The 22,601-nt window shown below is 72.0% G+C and carries 23 protein-coding genes; 16 read left to right on the top strand and 7 right to left on the bottom strand.

Features of this window, described 5'->3' with window-relative positions:
* Window position 1: 1 nt before the first annotated feature.
* From QLQ12_RS00785 to QLQ12_RS00775, 3 genes are all read left to right on the top strand, one after another.
* On the top strand, window positions 2–2,230 hold the full coding sequence (locus tag QLQ12_RS00785; RefSeq protein WP_328518252.1) for a glycoside hydrolase domain-containing protein: 2,229 nt from the start codon (window positions 2–4) through the stop codon (window positions 2,228–2,230).
* 10 nt (window positions 2,231–2,240) lie between these two features.
* A complete protein-coding gene (locus QLQ12_RS00780; protein ID WP_282756369.1) occupies window positions 2,241–3,500 on the top strand; it encodes a glycosyltransferase in 1,260 nt (419 codons plus the stop codon).
* A 77-nt stretch (window positions 3,501–3,577) separates the two neighbouring features.
* Window positions 3,578–3,817 (top strand): hypothetical protein, encoded by a 240-nt coding sequence (locus QLQ12_RS00775; protein ID WP_282756367.1) that lies wholly within the window; start codon window positions 3,578–3,580, stop codon window positions 3,815–3,817.
* On the opposite strand, the gene QLQ12_RS00770 is transcribed toward QLQ12_RS00775, so the two are convergent.
* From QLQ12_RS00770 to QLQ12_RS00760, 3 genes are all read right to left on the bottom strand, one after another.
* Window positions 3,775–4,269, bottom strand: a complete 495-nt coding sequence (locus QLQ12_RS00770; protein ID WP_282756365.1) for an SRPBCC family protein — start codon at window positions 4,267–4,269, stop codon at window positions 3,775–3,777. The genes QLQ12_RS00775 and QLQ12_RS00770 overlap by 43 nt on opposite strands.
* Window positions 4,266–4,625: an ArsR/SmtB family transcription factor gene (locus QLQ12_RS00765; RefSeq protein ID WP_282756363.1), complete on the bottom strand. Its 360-nt coding sequence runs from the start codon at window positions 4,623–4,625 to the stop codon at window positions 4,266–4,268. Before QLQ12_RS00765 ends, QLQ12_RS00770 begins: the two co-directional genes overlap by 4 nt.
* Before the next feature lie 213 nt (window positions 4,626–4,838).
* Window positions 4,839–5,891: a glutamate-cysteine ligase family protein gene (locus tag QLQ12_RS00760; protein WP_282756361.1), complete on the bottom strand. Its 1,053-nt coding sequence runs from the start codon at window positions 5,889–5,891 to the stop codon at window positions 4,839–4,841.
* A 352-nt stretch (window positions 5,892–6,243) separates the two neighbouring features.
* Here QLQ12_RS00760 and QLQ12_RS00755 point away from each other — a divergent pair, with 352 nt between their 5' ends.
* Complete coding sequence (locus QLQ12_RS00755) at window positions 6,244–6,849, top strand: hypothetical protein (RefSeq protein ID WP_282756359.1); 606 nt, start codon at window positions 6,244–6,246, stop codon at window positions 6,847–6,849.
* Complete coding sequence (locus tag QLQ12_RS00750) at window positions 6,849–7,733, top strand: ATP-grasp domain-containing protein (RefSeq protein ID WP_282756900.1); 885 nt, start codon at window positions 6,849–6,851, stop codon at window positions 7,731–7,733. Before QLQ12_RS00755 ends, QLQ12_RS00750 begins: the two co-directional genes overlap by 1 nt.
* A gap of 42 nt (window positions 7,734–7,775) precedes the next feature.
* Here QLQ12_RS00750 and QLQ12_RS00745 read toward each other — a convergent pair whose 3' ends face one another.
* Entirely contained in the window at window positions 7,776–8,255 is a 480-nt protein-coding gene (locus tag QLQ12_RS00745; RefSeq protein WP_282756357.1) for an SHOCT domain-containing protein, read from the bottom strand.
* Window positions 8,256–8,310: 55 nt separating this feature from the next.
* Between QLQ12_RS00745 and QLQ12_RS00740 the strand changes: the two genes are divergently transcribed.
* Window positions 8,311–8,982 carry a spermidine synthase gene (locus tag QLQ12_RS00740; protein WP_282756355.1) on the top strand — a complete coding sequence of 224 codons (672 nt, stop codon included), beginning with the start codon at window positions 8,311–8,313 and terminating at the stop codon, window positions 8,980–8,982.
* A 23-nt stretch (window positions 8,983–9,005) separates the two neighbouring features.
* On the opposite strand, the gene QLQ12_RS00735 is transcribed toward QLQ12_RS00740, so the two are convergent.
* Window positions 9,006–9,923, bottom strand: coding sequence for a phosphotransferase family protein (locus QLQ12_RS00735; protein ID WP_282756353.1), 918 nt, complete (start codon window positions 9,921–9,923; stop codon window positions 9,006–9,008).
* A gap of 613 nt (window positions 9,924–10,536) precedes the next feature.
* On the opposite strand from QLQ12_RS00735, the gene QLQ12_RS00730 reads away from it, so the two are divergent.
* The 7 genes from QLQ12_RS00730 (at window position 10,537) to QLQ12_RS00700 (ending at window position 16,851) form a co-directional block, all read left to right on the top strand.
* Window positions 10,537–11,436 (top strand): hypothetical protein, encoded by a 900-nt coding sequence (locus tag QLQ12_RS00730; protein ID WP_282756351.1) that lies wholly within the window; start codon window positions 10,537–10,539, stop codon window positions 11,434–11,436.
* Between the two features lie 767 nt (window positions 11,437–12,203).
* Window positions 12,204–12,746, top strand: a complete 543-nt coding sequence (locus QLQ12_RS00725; RefSeq protein WP_282756349.1) for a hypothetical protein — start codon at window positions 12,204–12,206, stop codon at window positions 12,744–12,746.
* Between the two features lie 587 nt (window positions 12,747–13,333).
* The gene (locus QLQ12_RS00720; RefSeq protein ID WP_282756347.1) at window positions 13,334–14,374 is read left to right on the top strand and encodes a LacI family DNA-binding transcriptional regulator; all 1,041 of its coding nucleotides are present in this window, start codon (window positions 13,334–13,336) and stop codon (window positions 14,372–14,374) included.
* Window positions 14,374–14,997, top strand: a complete 624-nt coding sequence (gene bluB, locus QLQ12_RS00715) for a 5,6-dimethylbenzimidazole synthase (RefSeq protein WP_282756899.1) — start codon at window positions 14,374–14,376, stop codon at window positions 14,995–14,997. The genes QLQ12_RS00720 and bluB overlap by 1 nt, the downstream gene beginning before the upstream one ends.
* Window positions 14,998–15,020: 23 nt before the next feature.
* On the top strand, window positions 15,021–15,851 hold the full coding sequence (locus tag QLQ12_RS00710; RefSeq protein WP_282756898.1) for a DUF72 domain-containing protein: 831 nt from the start codon (window positions 15,021–15,023) through the stop codon (window positions 15,849–15,851).
* A gap of 19 nt (window positions 15,852–15,870) precedes the next feature.
* Window positions 15,871–16,296 (top strand): hypothetical protein, encoded by a 426-nt coding sequence (locus QLQ12_RS00705; RefSeq protein ID WP_282756345.1) that lies wholly within the window; start codon window positions 15,871–15,873, stop codon window positions 16,294–16,296.
* A gap of 75 nt (window positions 16,297–16,371) precedes the next feature.
* Window positions 16,372–16,851 (top strand): hypothetical protein, encoded by a 480-nt coding sequence (locus QLQ12_RS00700; protein WP_282756343.1) that lies wholly within the window; start codon window positions 16,372–16,374, stop codon window positions 16,849–16,851.
* 100 nt (window positions 16,852–16,951) lie between these two features.
* Here QLQ12_RS00700 and QLQ12_RS00695 read toward each other — a convergent pair whose 3' ends face one another.
* Window positions 16,952–17,824 carry a poly(ethylene terephthalate) hydrolase family protein gene (locus QLQ12_RS00695; RefSeq protein ID WP_282756341.1) on the bottom strand — a complete coding sequence of 291 codons (873 nt, stop codon included), beginning with the start codon at window positions 17,822–17,824 and terminating at the stop codon, window positions 16,952–16,954.
* Window positions 17,825–18,099: 275 nt separating this feature from the next.
* Here QLQ12_RS00695 and QLQ12_RS00690 point away from each other — a divergent pair, with 275 nt between their 5' ends.
* Both QLQ12_RS00690 and prfH read left to right on the top strand, forming a co-directional pair.
* Complete coding sequence (locus QLQ12_RS00690) at window positions 18,100–19,218, top strand: RNA ligase RtcB family protein (protein WP_282756339.1); 1,119 nt, start codon at window positions 18,100–18,102, stop codon at window positions 19,216–19,218.
* Window positions 19,219–19,527: 309 nt separating this feature from the next.
* A complete protein-coding gene (gene prfH / locus QLQ12_RS00685) occupies window positions 19,528–20,136 on the top strand; it encodes a peptide chain release factor H (protein ID WP_282756337.1) in 609 nt (202 codons plus the stop codon).
* 8 nt (window positions 20,137–20,144) lie between these two features.
* Here the strand turns inward: prfH and QLQ12_RS00680 are convergent, their stop codons facing one another.
* Window positions 20,145–21,119 (bottom strand): Lrp/AsnC family transcriptional regulator, encoded by a 975-nt coding sequence (locus QLQ12_RS00680; protein WP_282756335.1) that lies wholly within the window; start codon window positions 21,117–21,119, stop codon window positions 20,145–20,147.
* An 86-nt stretch (window positions 21,120–21,205) separates the two neighbouring features.
* On the opposite strand from QLQ12_RS00680, the gene QLQ12_RS00675 reads away from it, so the two are divergent.
* Window positions 21,206–22,567 (top strand): MFS transporter, encoded by a 1,362-nt coding sequence (locus QLQ12_RS00675; RefSeq protein WP_282756333.1) that lies wholly within the window; start codon window positions 21,206–21,208, stop codon window positions 22,565–22,567.
* Window positions 22,568–22,601 lie beyond the last annotated feature (34 nt).

Below are 22,601 nucleotides of genomic sequence, written 5' to 3'. Positions count from 1 at the left end.
CATCCTCGACAACGTAGATCCTTTCATCGGCACAGCGGCCACCGACCTGCCTCGCGCACATGGTCTCGCCGCTACCTGGTGGTGGCCGAAACCGCAGGTGGGCAACACCCACCCGGGCGCCACCTCCCCCCTCGGCATGGTCTCGGCCTGCGCGTACTCGGGGGCGTACCCGACCGGTTACGGCGTGTACGCCAAGAACACCGAGGGCGTGCCGGAGCAGATGTTCGACCGGCTGGAGGCGTCCGGGTTCACGCATTTCCAGCAGTCCGGCACCGGGGCGATCCGCAAGTACTACAACTATGTGCGGGTCACCCCGATGGTGCAGCCGCTCGACGACCTCGGCCAGTCGTGGCCGCTGGAGGACGAGCGGGCCGAGGCCGGCTACTACGCCGCCAACCTGGACACCGGGGTGCGCTGCGAGATCACCGTGGGGGAGAAGGTCGCGGTCCACCGCTACACCTTCCCCGACCACCACAGCGCCCGCGTCGTCATCGACCTGTCCTGCGGCGGCCTCGCCATCGACCTCGGCCGGACCGTCCCGCTGCGCGCCCAGGCCGAGAGCATGGGCCACGGCCAGGCCCAGGGCACCGTGGTGATGGAGGGTATCCCCCTGTCGGTCTACATCGAGGTGGACAGCCCCGGCTGGCGGCAGATGCTCTGGTACGACCGGCGCCTCATCCCCGGTGGCACCCGCCTCGACTTCGACAGCATCCGGCACACCACGCTGCGCCCGTTCGGCATGCTCTTCATGGGCCCCACCCGGGCCGGGCAGACCATCGAGGTCCGGATGGGTTTCTCCCTGCGCGGCCGCGAGCAGGCGCGGGAGAACCTGCTGCGCGAGTGCGGCACCGGCCAGCCGGCGTTCGAGACGGTCCGCGCCCGGACCAGGGCGCGCTGGCGCGACCACCTCGGCCGGATCCAGGTCGACGGCGGCAGCCCGGCGCGGCGCACGGTCATGGCCACCGCTCTGTACCACTCGCTGATCAAGCCCTGCATCGCCGACGACGAGAGCCCGAACTGGCCCGACCCCGGCCCGTACGCCTTCGACATCTGCACCATGTGGGACATCTACAAGACGCAGATGCCGCTGCTGTCCGCGATCGCCCCGGACCGCTACGGCGACCTGCTCGATTCTCTGATCCGGGTGTGCGAGGAGGAGGGCAACTTCCCGATCGGCTACCGGATGGCCCGCGGCGCCGACCGGTTCTTCCGGCAGGCGAGCGCCCTGGCGCACACCGGGCTCGCGGACGTGCACGCCCTGAGACGGCCGGGCATCGACTGGACCTGGGCGCTCGTGCACATGGTCGACGACCTGCGGCGGCTCTACGGCGAGGACTTCTGGGAACACGGCGTGGTGCACCCGATCACGCACACCCTCGATCTCGCGTACGCCCACCACTGCACCGCGCAGGTGGCCCGCGCCCTCAACGACCACCGGCTGGCCGCCGACCTGGAACGGCGCAGCGGCGGCTGGATCAACGCCTTCGACCCGGCCACCGGCCTGCTCAAGGACTCCGAGTTCTACGAGGGCGGCAAGTGGAACTACTCGTTCCGGCTGCTGCACGACATGGCCGGCCGGATCGGGCTGGCCGGCGGCGGCCGGGCGTTCGTGAGCATGCTGGACCGCTTCTTCGGGTACGGCGCCGAGCCGGTCCGGCAGCCCGGCCGCGGCCCCGACGCGGCCGAGATGGCCGCCGGCTACGCCCTGAACCGTTTCGAGGGCCTCAACAACGAGCCCGACATGGAAGCGCCCTGGGCCTACCACTACGCGGGCCGCCCGGACCGCACCGCCGAGGTGGTCAACTCGGCTCTGACCTGGCAGTTCGGCAGCGGCCCCGGCGGCCTGCCGGGCAACGACGACTCCGGCGGCCTGAGCGCCTGGTACGTGTGGGCGTCCCTCGGCCTGTTCCCGGTCGCCGGCCAGAACCTGTTCCTGGTCAACACGCCCGCGTTCGCCCGCTCCGCGATCCAGGTGGAGGGCGGCGAGTTCGTCATCGAGACCTCGGGGCACCGCGAGAGCCCGATCGGCGTCGACGGCATCGACCGTGACCCGCCGCCCCAGTACGTCCAATCGGCGACCCTCAATGGAAAGGCGCTGCGTGCCACCCACCTGAACGCCGCCGACGTCCATCAGGGCGGACGGCTGCACCTGCGGCTCGGGCCCGAGCCCTCCACCTGGGGGCATGGGATCCGGCCGCCGTCCCTCTCCGACCCCCACCCCTCTTCCTGAAGGAACAACGATGAGCCGACCGACCCGCCGCCTCGTCATCGCGGTCCGAGCCGACCCGGTCATCTGCGGACACTCCGGCGAGGCCCGCAACCTCGCCGAGGTCGCGCTCACCCGGGGTTTCGACGACGTGCGGCTGCTCACGTGGCCGATCGCCACCCTTCAGGCGGCCGGCCTTCCCCTCAAGCCCTTCGACCGGCTCCTGCCGTACAGTCCCGGCATCACCGTCGAACGCCCCGAGGCGGTCGGCGACTACCGGGTGCCGGACGGCCGCCACCTGGCCGGCCTCACCGGCCGCCTGGTCGAGCTGCTCTCCGAACCGGTGCCCACCGTCTGCCTCTCGATGTACCTGGTGCCGCACACCCAGGTGATCAACGACGCGGTCACCGCGGCCCGGGCCGCCGGCTTTCAGCCGGACGTGCGCACCATCGCCAAGGCGGTCGGCTCCGACGTCACCAACGTCATCCGCTCCTGCCTGCGGGAGGGCCGGTTCGGCGCGGCCACCGTCCTGCTCACCACCTTCCTCGCCAGCGACGAGGTGGTGGCGGTCTCCGAATACACCCGGGACGAGATCATCGCCTCGGCCGAGGAGGTGGACGCGCACTGCGGCACCACCTTCGCGGTCCAGTGCCGTGAACGCGTCACGGTCAGCTATCCCCCGATCGACGCGTCCGCTTTCCTCGACCTCGACCCGGCGGCCGTCGACGCGGCGCTCGCGCGCCGCGGCCTGCGACGCGACGGATACATCCTCTTCCTGTCCCGGGTGGCCCGGGCCAAGGGCATCTACGACCTGATCATGGCGTACGGCCGGATGCGCTGCCGCGACGACGTCAAACTCGTCGTCGCCGGCACCGGGCCCGCACTGGAGCACGCGCGGGCGATGGCCAGCCGGGACGACCGGATCGTCTTCCTCACCGATGTGGACGACGACGAGAAGCCGCTGCTGATGGCAGGGTGTGCGGCGTACGCGCTGCCCACCAAGCCGGAACCGGACTTCGTCGAGACGTTCGGCATCGCCCTGGCCGAGAAGGCCCTGGCCGGAGGCGGGCCGATCATCACGACCACCACCGGCGGCGTCGGCGAGGCGGTCGGCGACACCGCGGTGATCGTCGAGGCGGGCGACGTCGCCGGGCTCGCCGACGCGGTCGACCGGGTGGTGCTGGACATGTCCGCGGGACTTCGGCGGGAGCTGGAGGTCCGGGCGCGGGCGCACGCCATGACCTTCGAGCGCGCCACGGTCTTCGACCAGCTCTTCGCGGTCAAGGCCCGGTGACGGCACGGGCGGACGGCCCCGCGGCTGTCTGCCCGTACCGTGTTTCCCCGGCCGCGTTCCGGGGAAATTTTCCCGGTATGTTCAACCGGATCCGTGACTACCTGAACCGGCCCGTGAGCCCGGCGCCGAACCCGCTCCGGGTCACGGTCAGCGACGTCGACGCCCAGCTCGCCGTGCTGACCTCGGCGCCCGGCTGGCGGCGTGACGACGCGACCCGGGTGCGGGCCGACCGGTTGCTCGACGTGCGCGACGTCCTGGTCTCGCCGTTCCCCCGTCAGAGGCGGCCTTCCGCCGCCAGCTTCTCCAGGCGTGCGTAACCCTCGTTCACGCCGACCTCCATGCCGCTGCGCAGCCAGGCGTCGCGGCCCTCGAAGCTGTCCACCAGCGACTGCGCGTGCAGCCGGGTGCGGCCGTCACCCAGATCCTCGAACCACAGCGTCTCCAGGGCCACGCCCGACGGCTCGCCCTCGAAGGTGAACGTCTGCACGATCCGGTCCGGCCCGACCTCGTGGAACGAGCCGTGGAACGCGTATTCCTCGTCGCCGTGCTCGCCCGCACGGCTCGACACGTACCGCCAGCTGCCGCCGGTGCGCGCGTCCCAGTAGTCGATCTTGTTGGTGAGCGAGTCCGGCCCGTTCCAGAGCACGAACAGCTCCGGATCGGTGTGCGCCCGGAACAACTGCGCCGGGGTGGCGGCGAAATCCCTGGTCAGCCGGATGATCGGCAGCTTCGGGTCGGCCTCGATGGCGGTCTGGGCGATCTTGGTCATGACTGTTCCTTTCCGTCCTCGGTCTCTTCGTTGTCCGTTTCCAGCGACGCCAGCACCGAGTCGAGCCTGCTGTAGCGCTCCTCGGCCTGCCGGCGGTAACGCTCGATCCACTCGTCCATCCGGTCGAACACCTCCGTCTCCAGGCGCACCACGCGGGGCTGCGGGCCGGCCGGGCGGCTCACCAGCCCGGCGTCCTCCAGGACGCGCAGGTGCTTGTAGACCGCCTGGAGCGACATCCGGTACGGCTCGGCCAGCTGATTGACGGTCGCGTCGCCACCGGCCAGACGCGTCACCATGTCGATGCGTGTCGGGTCGGCGAGCGCGCCGAAGACCCGTGCCATCGTGTCCGTCGACATCAGTCCTCATCTCCGCTGCCCGGCTCGAGTGCCCGGTCTGAACGTGGTGCTTAGGTTGAACCGTTTGGTTGAAACCTAAGCTAGGCCGCCCGATGAGTGTTGTCAACCAAGGGGTTGAAAGTGCAGTTCGAAGGGCTGCCGGTGATCCGTGGAGGCCGTGTCGGTCGCCGGCTCGCCATCCACGCCGGTCGCGCGATCCGGGGCCCTGGAGTGTCAGGGGCTGGCGGTGGCGCCGTCGAGGACGTCGTCGGCCGGGCAGCGGTTGCGGCACACGTACCGCTCGATGAAATCTGCCACCGCGTCGCGCAACTCGCGGGAGACGCCCTGCCGGGAGAGAGCCGCGTAGGCGGCCATGAAGCAGTCCCGGGCGGCCGCGGCCAGCGCCGGGTCGGTGAGCGCGTCGCGGGCCGCGCGCTCCCACAGCGCCGGCTCGCCGGCAAGCCGGGCGGTGGCCTCGGTGGCCTCCTCGGCGGCGCGCGGATCATCGAGCAGCACCGCCGTGACGGCTGCCGGAACCCGCCAGCCGTTGCCGGCCTGCCGGTCGGCGACGTCGAGTTCCAGATGGCCGCGCGCGGCCACCGGCGGACGCAATCCGGCCAGGTGCCGGTTCAGTTCGGCGGGCGTCAGCCGGCCTCCGGCGCGCAGTGTCTGCCGCGGCGTGCTGCCGGTGCCGGCGGGCGTGTCCATCACGTACGCCGCCCACGCGGCCTGCGGCTCACCCCGGACTGGGCCGAGCGGCAGGTCGCGGCGAAGAGCCTGACGCACACTGCGCCAGCCCGTCGGCCGCCCGTGCCGCAGCGGAGCGTTCGCGAACGCGGCCGCCAGCACCGGCGCGAGCATGTGCGCCAGCCCCCAGCGCCGGTGCAGCCCCAGCGGTCCGCCTCCGTCCAGCCCCGCCTCCAGCCCGACCCGGATGCCGGCGGTCGCGGTGACGATGGCGTGCGCCGGACTCTCCGGATGAAGCGTGCCGGTGGCCTGCGGCACCACGGTCAGCCGGTGCCGGTCGACGATGCGCGCCGAAGCGTCCAGGTCGTCGCCCATCCGGCGAAGAGCCACCTCGAGGCCGGGGGACGGTGGCCCGCTGACCACCAGGATCCGCGGCGACCGTGTGTCCAGGAATCCGTGCCGGAGCGGTCGCCGCCCCGACGGCGCGCAGGCCGGATCGACCAGCAGGTCCACCGCTATCCCTACGAAGCCGGGCACGCCCGGCGTGAACGCCCGCGCTGCGATGTACTCCTCGGCCGCCTGCTCGTTCAGGGTGCCCACGCCAGCCTCATTCCCGGCTTCCCTCGCCACGTCCGGCCCGGTCTCGCCCGGGGCGGCGAGCATAGCATTCCTATCTGCCTAATAGGAAAGGCGTGCCGCCGCGCTGCCGAGGCGATGACTTCTGCGTATCCGTCCCTGTCTCGTCTCCCCGCACGGCCTGTCTCGTCTACCTCGCGCCGCGATCCAGGCCTCGCCGAGATGCTTCGTCGCGACGGGTCAGGCGGGAGACCAAGCGGGACAGGTTCCTAGGATGCCTTAGGGGTTGTGGCGAGGCACCCGGGGGTTGAAATCGGGGTAGTGGCAGGGAAAGCGCCGGACGCGTCACGTCGCCGCCCGGACGTACGTTCAGGCCATGCCATCGAACAGCGCTACGGTTCGCCACCTCGCGATGGAGGCGCCGGTCCTGCTCTTGGCCTACGGTCTGCTTCGCCTGATCGACGGCCTTGACGGCGCCCGCGGCCCAGGGCTCGTCTGGACTCTCGCCCACATGATGTTCTTCGCCGCCATGGTCCTGTTCGGTGTGCTGGCCGCGGCCGTCCGCCCGCTTGTTCCCGCCGGCGCCCGCACGGTCGCCACGGTGGCCGCGGGCGCTGTCGTCGCCGGAGTGGCCTGCTTTCTCTGGGTGATCGCCGGCGACCTCTCGGTGGCCTTCCGAGAGGCGGCGCCCCTGCCCGAACCGTTGTGGATCGCCGGCCCGCTGCTCTTCTCGCTCGGCTTGCTGGCCCTGCTCGGCCTGCTGGTGGCAGCTCGGCGCGTCCCGGTCTGGAGCCCGCTGCTGTTGGGTGCCGGGGTCGCGGCGATCATCATCGATATCGACTTCCTGCCGCCGGCGGCGCTGATCCTGCTCGCCGCCCTCTCGCCGTTGGCCCGGCCCGCCCGCGAGGGCTCCGCCGGCACCCTCGTGGCGACGGAAAATGGGAGGCGTGCGCGTGGGGAACGGCGGATCATTTCGGCGTGATGCTGCTGGTTCCCTCTGATGTCCTTCGTCCGCGCCGCCCCGACGAGCATTTCGCCGAGGAGGCCCGAGCCGCCCGCGATGCCGGGATCGAGGTCGCGCTGATCGACCACGACGCCTTGTCCAGCGGCGAACCGGCCGGCGCGGCCGGAACCGGTGCGTCCGGGGTGGGGGACAGCGCGGCGGCGGCGGTCTCGCGGGTGCCGGCGGGTGCCGACGCCGTCTACCGGGGCTGGATGCTGAGCAGCGAACGGTACGCGGCCCTGGCGGGTGCCCTGGCCGCCCGCGGGGTGACCTTGCGGACGAGTCCGGAGCAGTACCGGCGTGCCCACGAGCTGCCCGGCTGGTACGCGGCTGTCGGGAGCGCGACCCCGGAGACGGTGTGGACCGACGGTGACGGCCGGGAGGGTTTCGTCCGGGCCTGTGCGGCGCTGGGCGCGGGTCCGGCGGTGCTGCGGGACTACACGAAGTCGATGAAGCATTACTGGCATGAGGCGGCGTACCTCCCCGATGTCACCGACGGTGTGGCGGCGTGGGCGGTCGCCAGTCGTTTCCGGGAGTTGCGGGGTGACGGGTTCACCGGTGGGTTCGTCCTGCGCCGGTTCGAGTCGTTCACCGGCGCCGAGGTGCGGACCTGGTGGGTCGGGGGCTCGTGTCGCCTGGCCACGGCTCATCCCGACACGCCGGATGACCTGCCGTCCGACGGCGTCGACCTGCCCGGGGTGGGTGACGCGATCGGCGCCCTGGGCCTGCCGTTCGTGACCGCCGACCTCACCCGGCATGCGGACGGCCGGTGGCGTGTCGTGGAGATCGGCGACGGCCAGGTGAGCGACCGGCCGCGCACTACCGGGGCGGACGAGCTCATCGCCGCCCTGTCCAGCCGGTGACCGGGCCGGCTTGGCGGAGCAGACCTCGTCACCGCCCGCTCTCTAGCTGAGGAGCGTGGCCCGTTTCGCGGCGTACTCCTCGTCGGTCAGCAAGCCCGCGGTGTGCAGGGCGGCCAGTTGGTGCAGCAGGGCCGTGTTGTCGGGCGTCGCGCCCAGCCGCTGCCGGATGAGCGCGGCGAGGTAGGTCGCGGCCTCCCGGCCGCGGCCGAGGGTCCCGGTGCTGAAGGACACCGTGCGCCCGCCCGTGCTGATCTCCAGCGATGATCGGATCAGCCGATCACGGGCGGTCACGTCGTCGATGGCGGTGTACTCGATCCGTTCCCGGCCGGCTCCTGTGCCGAGCATTCCGCCGGCGCTGGCCAGTTCCAGCCGGTCGGGGTAGACGAGCAGGTAGAGGGGGGCGCTGCCGCTGCCCACAGCGGCGACGGCGAGGGCTCCGGCGGTGTCGATGCTGTGGCGGCGGGCCCGTGCCAGGGACTCGGTGCAGTGATCAGGAACCGTCGTGTCGCCGTCGAAGCTCACGAGGAGTCACCGTAACTTATCGACGACGGTCCATCGGGTGCGTAGGCTGCCGCCCATGGAGGAGCGGGTCTTCACCGATCGGGGTGAGCTGGTCCTGCGGAGCCGGGACGGGCATTTCGAGCTGTTCAGCAACGGGGTCTTCCTGATGGACACGCGCTCGGGACTGTCGGGGCGGATGCTGGTCCGCGCCGCTCTGGCCGTCGCGAAGCCGCGGCCACGGCTGCTGATCGCTGGTCTCGGGCTGGGGTTCTCGCTGGCCGAGGCGGTGCGCACGGCGGCTTCCGAGATCATCGTGGTGGAGGTCGAGCCGGCTGTCGTGAACTGGCATCGCGGGGTGCTGCGCCCGTTCAGTGAGGGTGCGCTCGACGATCCGCGGGTGCGGCTGGTGACAGGGGACCTGGCGGTCTGGCTGACCGGCACCAGCGACCGGTTCGACGCGATCTGCCTGGACGTCGACAACGGGCCCGGCTGGACCGTCGTCGATCACGCCACGGGGTTGTACCGGAGGTCGGGGCTGGCGATGTTGCGCGAGCACCTGCTGCCCGGCGGGGTCCTCGGCGTGTGGAGCGCGTCGCCGGAGCCCGGGTTCGCGGACACCTTGACCAGGCTGGTCGGGCCGGTCCGCACGGTGCGGATTCCGGTGCGGCCCGGCCGGCCGGACGTCGTGCACGTGGCGTCATCCGCCGGGAACGACCGCCGTGACGTGCGCGGAGTTCGCCGCCTGTGAGAGCCGCCGGCACGTCGCCCGTGTCATGCGGTGCCGAACCAGCGGTCGGCCAGGTCGTCGAAGGTCGGCCGCGCCGGGCCGGGCAGGCGTCTCATCCAGGCCGGCAGGTTGCTGTAGTAGTGCAGCAGGGACCACGCCATCATCCGGCGCGGAAATCCGGTGTCGGCCGGATGGCCGTAGGCGCGCAGGAACCGGCCGAGGAAGCGGGCGTCCCCCTCGGCGACGAAACAGCCGACGCCGACGAACTCGTACTCGGCGGCGCCCCGCATCGCCGGTTCGAAGTCGATCAGCCCGCTGAAGTGCCATCCGCCTTCAGGAGACACGAGCAGGTGGTCGCGCATGATCTCGGTGTGCAGCAGTACCCGCCGGCTGTCGGTCAGGTCCACGTCCAGCGCGGCCGGGATCTGCTCCAGCCACTCCGGAGCCAGCCCGCGGTCGCGCTGCCGCTCCACGCAGCCGGTCCGCTGCCCGGCGACGAACGCGTCCCAGTCCCGCGGCCACCAGTCGTCGATCGCCGGTGGTGGCAGGGCGTGCAGCGCGGCGACGGCCTGCCCCAGATCGTCGGCGAGCCGGTCCCGTCCGGCGGCCGGGATGTCGTTCCAGGCCTCGGTGAGCGGCACACCCGGCATGCGGCTCATCAGCACGTATCCCCAGCCGTCGCGCTCGCCGGAGCCCACGACTCGGGGCGTCGGGATCGGCAGCCGCCCGTGCACGGCCTGGAGGACCGCGGTCTCCACCGGGTGCTCGTCGACGTGCACCTGCGGGAACAGTTTCAGCACCAGGTCGCCGGCCCGGTAGACGGGAAGCGATCCGGTCGTGAACCGCTCGGCGGTGGCGGCGTCGACGCCCAGGTCATGCAGCAGAGCCTCGGCGCCGGGCCGCAACGCGACCTCGTCGAGGGCGCCGAAGGCCTCCACGCTGTTCGCGACAGGCAGTCTCACAACGGCCGACCATAGCGGCGCCCTTCGTGCCCGCCCACCGCATTCTCTCGGCGGACGTCCTCGGGGACGTGCTCGGACCGGGTCGCGCCCGCCACGATGTCTCTGGACCCGGCGGCTCTGCAGCGGCTCGGTTCGGCTCGGCTCGGCGATGTGACCGTCTGGGCCGGATCGACCTGTCGCGGACGCCGAAACAACGTTCACCCTAGCGGTGGAATCCGGTTCGGTGAATCCGGCGGTGGCATGACCGTCTTGCGGATGGACGAGAATCCCGGTGGGAAGGAATGGAATCGGTCATGCCGCCGCGGGCGGATTCCGGCAGGGAGCGGAATGTGATCGTCCACCTCGCAAACCGGATGTCCGGTCGGTCCTAGCTGACGATCATCGCTGCTGGACGACGGTTCGACCATTGGTGTCCGACGTGGTGAGCGGCGTCTGGTGCGGGAGACAAATGCGCTGTTACGCTCGCGGTGTCCGGGCCGGGAGGACAGGGCGGAATCATCCTCGGGGGCGTCATGGAAATCGAATGCGAGCGCCGGGTGGAATCGCGTTACGCCCTTCGTCCGGTGACTCGGGAAAAGATCAAGAATTCGTGGTGTTCGAGGACTGAACGGCGATGACCGACCGCGAACCGCAGCGAGGCGCCTGGGACCCGCCGGCGCCGTTCACCGCCGGCGGGCAGCCCGACTCACCGGCCGACCCCACCATGCCGTTCGACCCGATGACCATTCCGATGACCGGCGCCGCCAACACCTTCAACCCCCACGACCCTGCGGTGTACGGGGGCGCGACGCCCGATCGGCTCCAGCCGGTTCCGCGCCCCACCGGCTACGGCAGGCTGCCGCTGATCGTCGCGGCCCTCGCCGTCCTGCTGCTGGTGGGCGCCGTCAGCGGTGTCGTCCTGCTGCGCTCCGGCAACCGCGCGGACACCGGCGCCGGCGACGGCTCGAACGGCTCGCTCCAGCAGCTCCCGGCGACCGAGACCGTGGCGACGAAGGCGGTGCCCACCGAGGCCACTCCCACCGAGGCCACTCCCACCGAGACCCCTCCCGCGGAGACCTCTCCCACCGAGACCCCTCCCGTGAGCGAAGGCGCTGATCCGCAGGCCGAAGCGCTGGCTCAATTGGAGGCGTTGCGGGCGGAGGGTCTGGCGGCCGTCACGTTCGACGGCCGGCTCGCCGCCCAGATCGCCTCCAAGTATCCCGGCGTCTTCGACCGGTTCCAGGTCGCCGCCGACGGCACGCACACCTTCCAGACCACCGACATCCTCGCCGAACACCAGCGTCTGCGAGACGAGCACGGCTCCGCCGAGCACCCGGTGATCCTGGTGAAGAGCACCGACTACGGCAAGCGGCAGCGGACCGCCGGGGGACAGTTCCTGTGGGTCACGTTCGCGATCGGCGACTTTCCGGACAAGCAGGCCGTGCTCGACTGGTGTGCCGAACACTTCGGGCACCTGTCCGCCGACGAGTTCAAGAACCAGTGCGACTCCCGGAATCTGCGGCCGCCCGCATGACCGCCGACCCGCCCTCGTGGGCCACCCCGCGTCCCGAGGACGATCCGCTCGACCCGCCGGATCCGGTGGACCCGCTCGACCCGCCGAACCCGCTCGGCTCCAAGCGGTCGGCCGTTGAGTGGCCGGCTTCTGAAGGGTCTGCTTCCGAGCGGCCCGCTTCCGAGCGGCCCGCTTCCGAGCGGCCCGCTTCCGAGCGGCCCGCCGCCGAGGCGACGGTCCGGCCGGACTCGCTGTTCGGCCATGACGACGACCGACTGTTCCGTGGCCATCCGGCCGTCCGTCCGTGGGCCGGCCAGGACTCAGCGGGAACCTCGCGCACCGAGCGTGATTTCAGCAGCGGTGCCACGCAGGTGAACGGCACGCCACCGGGTGCGACTTCACCGAGCCGCCGTCCATCCTCCACTCCACCCCGCGGTGACCCGTCCGGCGTGTCACAGCGAACGCCCCCACATGGCACGCCGCCGCGGGGGAACCCGTCGCGACGAACTCCACCGGATGAGGGCGCGTCGTGGGGGACTGCGCCGCGTAGGCCTTCACCGGAGGGAGACACCTCGCGAGGGACCCCGCCGCACAGGACTTCATCGGATGGAAGCCCGCTGTTCGGCACCTCATCGCACGGCGGTCCGTCACACGGCGCTTCATCGCGGGGCGACTCGCGGCAAGGCCGGCGCCCACAGGCCTTGCCGCCCGCGGTGAACCGGTCCGGTGCGGCCGATTCCTCGATGCCGGATTCGGGCTCGACGCCAGATTCAGATCCGCGCGTCGGGATGATCACCGGCTCCGTCCGTATCACCGCCGCAGCCCTGCCCAGCCGCTCCGTGCCCGGCCTCCTCGCGGTCTCGGCCGCGGCCCTGATCAGCATCGCCGCCATAGTGGGCCGATCGCTCTCCGGCGGTGTGGGCACCGGCCTGCTGCTGGTCGGCCTGCTCGTCCCGCTACTCGTTGTCGCCGCAGTGGTCGCCGCCCAGCGCTGGGTCCCGGCCGGTGCCGGCTCCAACGCCGTCTGGGAGTTCACCGTCCGCGCCGCGAGCGGGTCGACCGTCCACGTCGTCTTGCGGACCGACGCCCCACGCGACTCCCTCCGCTCCGGCGACCTGGTGCGGCTGACCCCGTCCCGCTCCGGTTCCCTGGCCAGGGCCGCCACCGGTCGCGGCGGTTCGGTGCGCGCTGTTGAGGTGCTCGCGGCCCTGGACGGCCCCGTCATCCGCCGAGTCACCGCCACCGCCGCACTCCCGCCGGCCCAGATATTAGGCCTGGCCCTGGCCGTCGCCTTGCTGGCCGAGACCATAGCGATGGTGCTGTTGCTCTGAGTTTCCTGCGGATCGCGCGTTGCGCTTTCCTGAGCCCAGCCCAGCCCAGCCCGGCTCGGTCTGCGCCCGTGCCCGGCTCGGTCTGCGCCCGCGTTCGGGGTCTGCGCCGGCCCGGACTGCGCCCGGCTCGGCGCTCGTGCCCGGCCAGTGCCAGGTTCGCCGCCGCGCTCGACGGTTCTTCTTCGTGGGTCTCGCGGGCAGCGTGGATCTTGGCCAGGGTGTGATCATGGATCGTCCGGCCTTTACGCTGGACGTCGACACCCTCCCGGACCAGGCGGAACAGCGCTTCCCGGGTGAAAGCGCGGCAGACCTCGAGCCGCCCGGCGATGGCCTTCGCCCGGGAGGTGGTGGCCGGGACGCGACTCGGTGGAGAGGATGGCCGCACGCATCCGCTCGTCGGCGTCGGCGTCGGCGTGGGTGTGGGTGTGGGTGTGGGTGTGGGTGTGGGTGTGGGGCGGCGACGCGGTCATGAACACGCTTGGTATACACGTTGGTACACCTACGTGGCCTCCGGGTGGGATTGAAATGTTTCAAGCGTCATGCGTACCATCATGGCGCCCACCCCGCCTCGGTTAGGAAGGCCCAGGTTGACTCAGCAACCGCGCAACGGGCGTGCCCCCTCGGTCAAGGATGTCGCCGCCGCCGCGGGCGTCTCGCTGGGCACGGTCTCCAACGTGCTCAACCGGCCCGCCGTGGTCAGCTCCACCACCCGGGAGCGGGTCGAGCGGGCGATGGCCGACCTCGGCTTCGTGCGCAACGAGTCGGCCCGCCAGCTGCGCGCCGGCACCAGCCGCGCCCTGGCCTACGTGATGCTCGACGGCGGCAACCCGTTCTTCCACGATGTCGCCGAGGGCATCGAGACCGCCGCCGAGGACGCCGACCTGTCGCTGTTCGTCTGCAACAGCAGCGGCCGCTCCGAGCGGGAGGCCAAGCACCTCGACCGGCTTCTGCAGCAGCGGGTCCAGGGCATCCTGATCACCCCGGTCGATCCGGACGCGGCGCATCTCGCCGACATCGCCCAGCGCGGTGTCCCGTTCGTCATGGTCGACCGGTTCAGCCGGGCCGGCGGGCACTGCTCGGTCGCCGTCGACGACGTGCTGGGCGGGCGGATCGCGGTGGAGCATCTGATCGATCGCGGTCACCGGCGGGTCGCGTTCGTCGGCGGGCCGGAAAGCATCGGGCAGGTCCGGGAGCGGCTGCAGGGCGCGCGGGCGGTGTGGGCCGAGTTCGGCATGCCCGAGGAGGACCTGATCCACCTGCCGACCGAGGCGCTCACCGTCAACGAGGGGCGCTCGGCGGGGGAGCGGCTGGCCGGGCTGCCGAGCCGCCGCCGGCCCACCGCGGCGTTCTGCGCCAACGATCTGCTGGCGCTCGGCCTGCTCCAGCACGCGGTCACCGCCGGGCTGCGGGTGCCGGACGATCTGGCGATCGTCGGGTTCGACGACATCGACTTCGCGGCGGCCGCGGCGGTCCCGCTGACCTCGGTGCGCCAGCCACGGCAGGAGTTGGGGCGTACGGCGGCGCGTCTCGTCCTGGACGAGGCCACCAACCCGGCTCACGTGCATGAGCAGGCGACCTTCGTCCCGGCGCTGGTCGCCCGCGCATCCACTGGTACCGTCCGGCGGTGATGAACGACCTGTACGAGGTCATCCACCGCCGCCGCGACGTCCGTGGCGAGTTCACCGGGGAGCCCGTGGCCCCCGAGAGCCTCGAACGCATCCTGTCCGCCGCGCACGCCGCCCCGAGCGTCGGCCTCTCCCAGCCGTGGGACTTCGTCGTCGTCCGTTCGGACCCGGTGCGCGAGGCCTTCCACCGGCACGTGCACACCGAGCGGGAGATCTTCGCCGCCACCCTCGACGGTGAGGCCGCGGACCGGTTCGCCCGCATCAAGATCGACGGCGTGCTGGAGTCGAGCCTGTCGGTCGTGGTCACCTACGACCCGGAACGCGGCGGGCCCGCGGTGCTCGGCCGGCACGCCATCGCCGACGCCGGCCTCTATTCGGTCTGTCTGGCGATCCAGAACCTGTGGCTGGCCGCGACCGCGGAACGGCTCGGGGTCGGCTGGGTGTCGTTCTACCGCGAGGAGTTCCTGCGCGAGCTGCTCGGCATCCCGTCCGGGATCCGGCCGGTCGCCTGGCTCTGCCTGGGCCCGGTCACCCACCTGGAGGAGGTGCCCGACCTGGAACGGCACGGCTGGCGGCAGCGCCGCCCGCTCAGCGCCGCGATCCACGGCGACCGGTGGGGCCAGTGACGCGCCTGCACGTCGGGTGCGCGATGTGGAGCCTCAAGTCGTGGCAGGGCCGGTTCCTGCCGCACTCCGGCTCTGATCGTCTCCGGTCATATGCCGGCTGGTGCAACGCGGTCGAGGGGAACACCACGTTCTACGCGACCCCGTCCCGGGAGACCGTCGCCACGTGGGCGGAGCAGACTCCGGCGGACTTCCGCTTCGTCCTCAAACTGCCGCGCGAGATCACCCACTCGCATCGGCTCGCCGACGTGTCCGGCCTGCCGGAGTTCCTGCGGGCGATCGAGCCGCTCGGCGACCGTACCCATGCTCTGTGGGTGCAGTTGCCGGGGTCCTTCGGACCCGGTGACCTTCCGGTTCTCTCCCGGTTCCTGCGGGGCCTTCCGGGCCATCTGCGGTACGCCGTGGAAGTGCGCGATCCCGCGTTCTTCCACGACCCGCACCGGCTGGAGGAGGTGCTCGCCGGCGTCGGGGCGGAGTGGGTGCCGTTCGACACCACCGAGTTCTTCCGGACGCCGCCGACCAGTGACGCCGAGCGGGACGCGTGGATGAAGAAGCCCCGCATGCCGTTGCGCACCGTGGCCCTCACCGATCAGCCGATCGTCCGTTACCTGGGCCGCGACGCCGTCGACCGGACCGTCGGCGGCTGGCAGCGGTGGGTGCCGGTGGTCGCCGGGTGGTTGCGGGAGGGCCGTTCGCCGACCGTCTTCGTCCACACTCCGGACAACGCGGACGCCCCGGCACTGTGCCGCCGTTTCCACGACGAGGTGCGGGCCCTGGTGCCGGAGCTGGAGCCGCTGCCCGTATCGCCGGATCCGTCCTCGCTGCCGGAGGCCGAGGGTCCTCCGACGCTGTTCTAGATGCGATAGGTTGCCGTCCATGAACACGACCCGCCGTCGCGGCCGTCTGCTGGACGCGGCGCAGTGGGCGCTGCTCGGGATGTACCTGCTCGGCAGTGTCGGCGTGCTGCTGCTGGCCGTGGTCCGCACCGGCGACTGGGGCGCCCTGGCCGACCCGGGACTGGAGCGTCTCGGCGATCCCAAGGACGCGATCCCGTTCGGCTGGGACTCGGTCGCGAACCCGTTCGCCTGGATCATCGGCACCGCCCGGGTGGTCGCGATGCTGATCATCCCGGCGGCGGCTCTCGGCGTGATCCTCGGCGGGCTCGCCCTGTCGGCCGCCGCCCGCGAGCGCGACCGGCGCCGGATTGCCCGGGCGGTCCTCTTCATCGCCGCCTGGCTGCTGGTGGTCGCGGTCGCTTTCACCGAGTACGGCGACAAGTTCTCCGTCTGGCTCGCCGACTGAACTCCGTGTCGCTGCCCGGCGGCCTCGCACCGCCGGGCTCCCGGGCCGGGAAGAGGTTCACTAGAGTCCTGCCGCATGGGTGTGCTGCACGACTACTTCCGGGCGCCGGACGCCGCCGCCGTCGTCGATCTGATGGACCGGCACGACGCGGACTCGCCGGCAACCGTCGAGGGCTGGCCGACCGGGGTGGTCGAGGCCAAGGGCATCGACGCGGGCGTGGCTCTCGGTCAGCTGATCGGCTTCATTCTCGACGAGCCGTGGACCGCCGGCCTGGTCGGCGGACGCCTGATCTGGCCGGCCGAGCAGGACCCGGACCTGCTCACCGCACACGAGGGCCCCTGGGTGGAGGAGCTCGGCGACCGCGCCCGCGACGCTCTGGCCGGCCTCGGTGACGCCCGGATCCCGGAACTGGCCGCACGCTGGGCGCGGATCGAGGAGTTGCGCTGGCCGGGCGCCCCGGACGACGTCCTGGTGCCGTGCCTCACCGAACTGGTCACTCTGGCCGGCGAGGCACGCGACGCGGGTGAGCACCTGTACTGCTGGACCTGGCTGTGAGTGGACCTGCGTGTGAGTGGACCTGCCGGTGAGCGGCCGGCAACCGGGACCCGGTCGAGCCGGATCCCGGTTGCCGGTACAGGTCGGTCGCCGGGAGCGGTCAGGAGTGCGGGCAGGTGGCGCGGTACTCCTGGATGGTGGATCCGGACGGGGGCGGGCAGAGGAACTGGTCGTAACGGGTGTCGTCGTCGATGAACCGCTTGAGCCAGGACAGGCTGTACTTGGCGACGGTGACGTTGCCGCCGGAGGTGGGCGCGGAGTGGCTGGCGTTGTTCACTTCCAGGTAAGCCTTCTCCGGGGCCGTGGTCATGCTCGTGTAGAACGGCTCCGCGTGTGAGGAGACCGGGGCCACGGTGTCGTTCTCCGCGCCGATGATCATGGTGGGGACGCGGACCGTGGACCAGCCCTTCGTGCCGTGCCACGGGGTCATCGGGATCGCTGCCTGGAGTGCGGGGCGGGTGCGGGCCGCGGCCAGGCTGCCGCCGCCGCCCATCGAGTGACCCATCACGCCGAGGCGGTTCGCGTCGATGCGGGTGCGCACCGTGCTGGTCCGGGTCAGGTAGTCGAGCGCGGCCAGCAGTTGGGTGCCGCGGCTGTCCGGCTGGTCGAGGGTGCTCAGGGTGTTGATGGTGAACACCACGAAGCCCTGCGAGGCGAGCCGCGGGCCGAGCCAGGCGACGCTCGACTGCGTGGACGTGAAGCCGGGCGCGATGGCGACCGCTCCGAACGTCCCGGCGCTGGTGTCGGTCGGGTAGTAGATGGTGCCGCCGCCGAAGCCGCTGGTGCGCGACACCGTGACCTGTGCGGTCGCGAAGGTGCCACGGCTGGCCTCGATGCTGGCGTTCGTGGGGGCGGGGCCGCGCTCGTACGGGTTGGCCGCGATGGCCGGGGCGACGGGCGCTGCGAGGAAGGCGGCGGCCGCCGCGCAGACGACGGTCAGGAGGGATGCCTTCCGGCGGGCGGGAACGGGCATGGGAACTCCCTGGGACGTGGGGCTCCAGATATAGATGGATGTGGATAACTTAACTGGCCAGTAACATTTTGGTAATCCCAGCCCGTACCTGTTTCCGTGGTATGTCAAATGCGGCCGAGCGGACAGCGGACACTCTGCGGCGGAAATTCGATTGCGGCCGCGACGGCGGTCCGCCAGGGTGGTCCGCATGACGTACTGAGGAACTCCCCAAGCGCAAACGATCAGTGAGCCGTGCCCTCTGTGAGGCACGCCTTCGCCATGGGAAGAAGTACCTCTTGTCTCAGCAGAACCCTGTCTCCACGACGTCCGCCACCGTCCAGGTCTTCGCCTCGCCCGGTAGCTGGATCGAGTCGAGCGCCGTCGACCAGTGCCACCAGGTCGCCGCCCTCGACGGCATGATCCACGTCGCCGGGATGCCCGACCTGCACCCCGGCAAGGGCGCCCCGATCGGCGCCGCCATGACGTCGTCCGTGCTCTACCCGTTCCTCGTCGGCTCCGACATCGGCTGCGGCATCGCGGTGTTCCCGTTCCGGCTCAAGCGCGTCGTGCCGGAGCGGCTGGCCACCCGGTTCCCCGACCTGGACGCGCCCCTGGACCCCGCCGATCTGGGCGATGTGGAGATCCCGGCCGCCTACACCGACCAACTCGGCACCGTCGGCCGTGGCAACCACTTCGTCGAACTCGCGCGGGTCGACGCCGTCCTCGACGATCGCCACGCCGCCCGGCTCGGTCTGGCCGCCGGTGACACCGTGCTCATCGTGCACAGCGGCTCCCGCGGCCTGGGCGAGCGGATCCTGCGCGCCCACACCGAGGTGCACGGCGCCGGGCCGGCCGCCGACGCGGACGCCTATCTGGCCGCGCACGACGACGCGGTCCGCTGGGGGCACCTCAACCGACGGCTGATGGCCGAGCGGGTCGCCGCCGCGCTCGGCGCCGAACTCGGCGACCCGGTCACCGACGAGTGCCACAACTCGGTGCGGGTGCGCGACGGCTCCTACCTGCACCGCAAGGGCGCGGCGCCGGGTGACGGGCGTGACGTGCTCATCGCCGGCACCCGCGGCACCCACTCGTTCCTGGTGGCCGGCCACGCCGGCGCCGAGGCCGGGCACTCCGTGGCGCACGGGGCCGGGCGCAAGATGTCCCGGGCCGACGCGCTGCGGCGCGGCAAGGTCAAACACACGGTCGAGGAGCTGCGGCGTACGACCGTCGGGTCCCTCGTCGTCTGCGGCGACCGGCAGTTGCTCTTCGAGGAGGCGCCGACCGCCTACAAACGGATCGAGCAGGTGATCGGCGATCTGGTCGCGCACCGGCTCGCCACCCCGGTGGTGAGCACGTTGCCGCTAGTAACCTACAAGACGGCCGATGTCGCGCCGCGTCGCGGCGGCCGGCGATGAGCGCGGGTCGCCGCCCGGTCAGCGGCTGCGTCGCGGTGCTGCGACCACGGCTGTCCGGCCGTCCGCCGCGGCCGGTCTCCTCCACCCGTCCGTCGCGCCGGGGCGGTGAGAAGTCGTGATCGGATGGTGGAAACGCGCGTCCGCTCCGGCGCCCGCAGCCCGGAGCCGGCGCCGCCCGATACCCGGCGGGCCGCCGCCCCGGACCGGGCCCGGCTCCATCGACGCGGGCTTCGCCGAGACGGGATACCGCGCCGGCGGATCCCGTCCGCCGGGGACGGGCCGGATCGCTCCGTTCCGGAGGTGGGCGTGATGACCGTACATCTGATGTTGTCCGCCGGACGTGGGCCGCAAGAGTGCTGCTGGGCCCTGGCGAAGCTGGTGCGGCGGCTGGAAGCCGACGCCGCGAAGCGGAAGGTCGCCACCCGGCGGGTGGAGACGGTGCCCGGGGAACGGCCCGGCACGTTCCGGTCGGTGCTGCTGGCGATCGACGGCGCCGGCGCCGAGCAGTTCGCCGGCTCGTGGTCGGGGACGCTGTGCTGGCAGGCGCCGAGCCCCTACCGGACCGGCCCGGGGCGCAAGAACTGGTATGTGACCGCCCAGCCCTGTCAGGTGGAGACGCCGCGGACCGTCTTCGACGAGGGCGACGTCGAGATCGTGCCCACCCGCACCGGTGGGCCCGGCGGGCAGCACCGCAACAAGGCCAGCACCGCGGTCCGGGCCACCCACCGGCCGTCCGGCATCGTGGTGGTGGTCGACACCGAGCGGCAGTTCAGCCTGAACCGGAGCACCGCGCTGCGGCTGCTGCGGGAACGCCTGCAAGCCGGCGACGCGGCGGCGGGCCGGGCCGTCGAGACCGCCCGCTGGCGGATCCACGACGAGCTGGTGCGCGGCGACCCGGCGCGGACCGAGCGGCCGTAACACGAGGTTCACCTCTGGGTGGCGACCGCGCCGAGTTGCTTGACGTGCCGCAACAGCGGCGCGGACTCGACGCGGTCGACGCCGTCCAGGCCGCTGATCCGCTCCGTCAGGTAGCGGTAGAACGCGGCCATGTCGCGGCAGACGACGGTCGCCACCAGGTTGGTCGCCCCGGTGGTGGCGGCCGCGAACACCACCTCGTCGTGCCCGGCCAGGGCGGCGCCGACAGTCGCCAGCCGGGCCGGGGCGACGGTCACCCACAGCAGCACCGGGGCCCGGAAACCGAAGGTCTGCGGCCGCACCTCGACGTCGTAGTAGAGGATGCCGGAGCGGCGCAGGTCGCGCATGCGGCGACGGACCGTCGACTCCGGCCAGCCGGTCGCGGCGGCCAGCTCGGCGAACCCGGCCCGGCCGTCGCGGGCCAGCGCCTCCATCAGCGCGGCGTCACCGTCGGCCAGCCTCTCCGGCGGCGCCGGGGACCCCGGCGCCGGGACGTCGGCGCTGAGGGCGGCCGTCTGCTCGGGCGTCAGGTAGTCGTCCCGGCGGTCGGGACCGACCGCGCCGCCCACGTAGTGGTGGATCAGGCAGTGCGCGCTCACCGAGATCAGCCCCGGTGTGCGCGGCAGCTTCTGCAGCAGCAGGGTCTCCCGGTCGGCGTGCGCGGGCACCTGGACCAGGCAGGAGATCTCGGTGCCGCCGGAGAACAGGCTCACCCAGCCGGTGTCGCCACGGCGGGCCAGGGCCTCGGCCAGGGTGGCGGCCATGTCCGGCCGGGAGTGCAGGCGCAGCATCCACGACTCGTAGCCGAGCCGGATCGGATTGGGCAGACCGACGACGCGGACCCCGGCACCCTCGCGCAACCGCCGGTAGCGGCGGGCCACGGTCTGGTCGGAGACGCCGAGCAGCGCGCCGATCTCGCGGTAGCCGGCCCGGCCGTCGATCCGCAACGCGTGCACGATCTGCCGGTCCAGGCCGTCGATTTCCACCAACGAAGCCTATCGTGACGTCGAGATCCGCCATATGCCGCCGATATCGTAGCCTCCTCGGTATCGCCGGCAGCAACGTGCGTCGCATGCGAAAATGGATACCGCTGGTCGCCGTCCTGCTCGGCACCTTCCTGCTGCTCGTCGATGTCACCATCGTGGTGGTCGCGCTGCCCAGCATCGCCGGCCACCTGAACGCCGGCCCGCACGACCTGGCCTGGATCCTCGACGGCTACGCCCTGGCGCTCGCGGCCCTGGTGCTCGGCGCCGGAGCGCTCGCCGACCGGTACGGGCGCCGTGTCACGTACCTCATCGGTCTGCTGATCTTCGCCGTGTCGTCGCTGCTCTGCGCGGTGGCCCCGAGCATGCCCGCACTGATCGCCGCCCGCGTGCTGCAGGGCATCGGCGGCGCCGCGATGTTCGCCACCACCGTGGCCATCCTCAACGTCACCTATCGTGGCCGCGACCGTGGCGTCGCGTTCGGAGTGTGGGGCGCCGTCAGCGGCGCCGCCACCGCCGCCGGCCCACTCGCCGGAGGCCTGCTCACCGAACACTTCGGCTGGCGCTGGATCTTCCTGGTCAACCTGCCGGTCTGCGTGGCCGCCGTGTGGTTCACGCTGCGTGCCGTCGCCGAGTCCCGGACTCCGCGCGCGGGCCGGTTCGACGTTTCCGGCACGATCACGTTCACCCTGGCCGCGACGGCGATCACCTACGGTCTGATCCGGGCCGCCGACGACGGCTGGACCGCGGCGACGGTGCTCGGCCCGCTCGCCGCCGGACTCGCCGGGATCGCGCTGTTCGTGCTGGTGGAGCTCCGGTCCACGGAGCCGATGCTGGACCTCACGCTGTTCCGGCGGGCGCCGTTCACCTCCATGATCATCGCCGCGTTCCTGTGCCACGCCGCCGCGTTCGCCTACCTGCCCTACACGACCATCTGGCTGCAACGGGTCCTCGGGCACGGGCCGGTCGACGCCGGGCTGCTCGGCGCGCTGCCGCTGAGCGGGGCCGCCCTGCTGGTCGGCGCGTTCGCCGGGCACGCGCTGCAGAAGGCCCCGCCGCGGACCGCCGTCACCGCCGGGCTGCTGCTGATCGCCGCCGGCGCCCTGGCCCAGTCCGTGGTGGACTCCGGCAGCGGGGCGGCAGTGCTGATCCCCGGGCTGATCCTGGTCGGGCTCGGCGCCGGAGTGGTGCTGCCGGTGCTGTCGTCGGCGGTGCTGGCCGAGGCGCCGCCCGAGCGCAGCGGCATGGCCGGCGGGGCACTGAACACGTTCCGGCAGCTCGGATTCGCGTTCGGGGTTGCGATCTTCGGCACAGTCTTCCCGGAGCAGAAGGCGTACGCCGATGGGCTGAGTGACGCGACCGCGCTGGCCGCCGCGTTCGCCCTGGCCGGGGCCGTGGTCGTGGCCGTGGCGGCCCGGCAGGGGACGGCTCGGCCGGTGAAAACCGGGTGACATCACGGTGCCGCGATGGGGCAGCATGGCCGTC

This window comes from Actinoplanes sandaracinus (assembly GCF_030009775.1).
GTDB classification, from domain to species: Bacteria; Actinomycetota; Actinomycetes; order Mycobacteriales; family Micromonosporaceae; genus Actinoplanes; species Actinoplanes sandaracinus.
This window is presented reverse-complemented; position numbering and strand designations above follow the sequence as displayed.

Excerpts from the sequence above, each read along its gene's own strand:
- QLQ12_RS00775 (WP_282756367.1), top strand. The coding sequence starts at position 3,578 with ATGTTCAACCGGATCCGTGACTACCTGAACCGGCCCGTGAGCCCGGCG.
- QLQ12_RS00750 (WP_282756900.1), top strand. The coding sequence starts at position 6,849 with ATGCTGCTGGTTCCCTCTGATGTCCTTCGTCCGCGCCGCCCCGACGAG.
- QLQ12_RS00725 (WP_282756349.1), top strand. The coding sequence starts at position 12,204 with ATGATCACCGGCTCCGTCCGTATCACCGCCGCAGCCCTGCCCAGCCGC.
- QLQ12_RS00770 (WP_282756365.1), bottom strand. The coding sequence starts at position 4,269 with ATGACCAAGATCGCCCAGACCGCCATCGAGGCCGACCCGAAGCTGCCG.
- QLQ12_RS00695 (WP_282756341.1), bottom strand. The coding sequence starts at position 17,824 with ATGCCCGTTCCCGCCCGCCGGAAGGCATCCCTCCTGACCGTCGTCTGC.
- QLQ12_RS00740 (WP_282756355.1), top strand. The coding sequence starts at position 8,311 with ATGGAGGAGCGGGTCTTCACCGATCGGGGTGAGCTGGTCCTGCGGAGC.
- QLQ12_RS00705 (WP_282756345.1), top strand. The coding sequence starts at position 15,871 with ATGAACACGACCCGCCGTCGCGGCCGTCTGCTGGACGCGGCGCAGTGG.
- QLQ12_RS00765 (WP_282756363.1), bottom strand. The coding sequence starts at position 4,625 with ATGTCGACGGACACGATGGCACGGGTCTTCGGCGCGCTCGCCGACCCG.
- QLQ12_RS00780 (WP_282756369.1), top strand. The coding sequence starts at position 2,241 with ATGAGCCGACCGACCCGCCGCCTCGTCATCGCGGTCCGAGCCGACCCG.
- prfH (WP_282756337.1), top strand. The coding sequence starts at position 19,528 with ATGACCGTACATCTGATGTTGTCCGCCGGACGTGGGCCGCAAGAGTGC.
- bluB (WP_282756899.1), top strand. The coding sequence starts at position 14,374 with ATGAACGACCTGTACGAGGTCATCCACCGCCGCCGCGACGTCCGTGGC.
- QLQ12_RS00710 (WP_282756898.1), top strand. The coding sequence starts at position 15,021 with ATGTGGAGCCTCAAGTCGTGGCAGGGCCGGTTCCTGCCGCACTCCGGC.
- QLQ12_RS00675 (WP_282756333.1), top strand. The coding sequence starts at position 21,206 with ATGCGAAAATGGATACCGCTGGTCGCCGTCCTGCTCGGCACCTTCCTG.
- QLQ12_RS00755 (WP_282756359.1), top strand. The coding sequence starts at position 6,244 with ATGCCATCGAACAGCGCTACGGTTCGCCACCTCGCGATGGAGGCGCCG.
- QLQ12_RS00730 (WP_282756351.1), top strand. The coding sequence starts at position 10,537 with ATGACCGACCGCGAACCGCAGCGAGGCGCCTGGGACCCGCCGGCGCCG.
- QLQ12_RS00700 (WP_282756343.1), top strand. The coding sequence starts at position 16,372 with ATGGGTGTGCTGCACGACTACTTCCGGGCGCCGGACGCCGCCGCCGTC.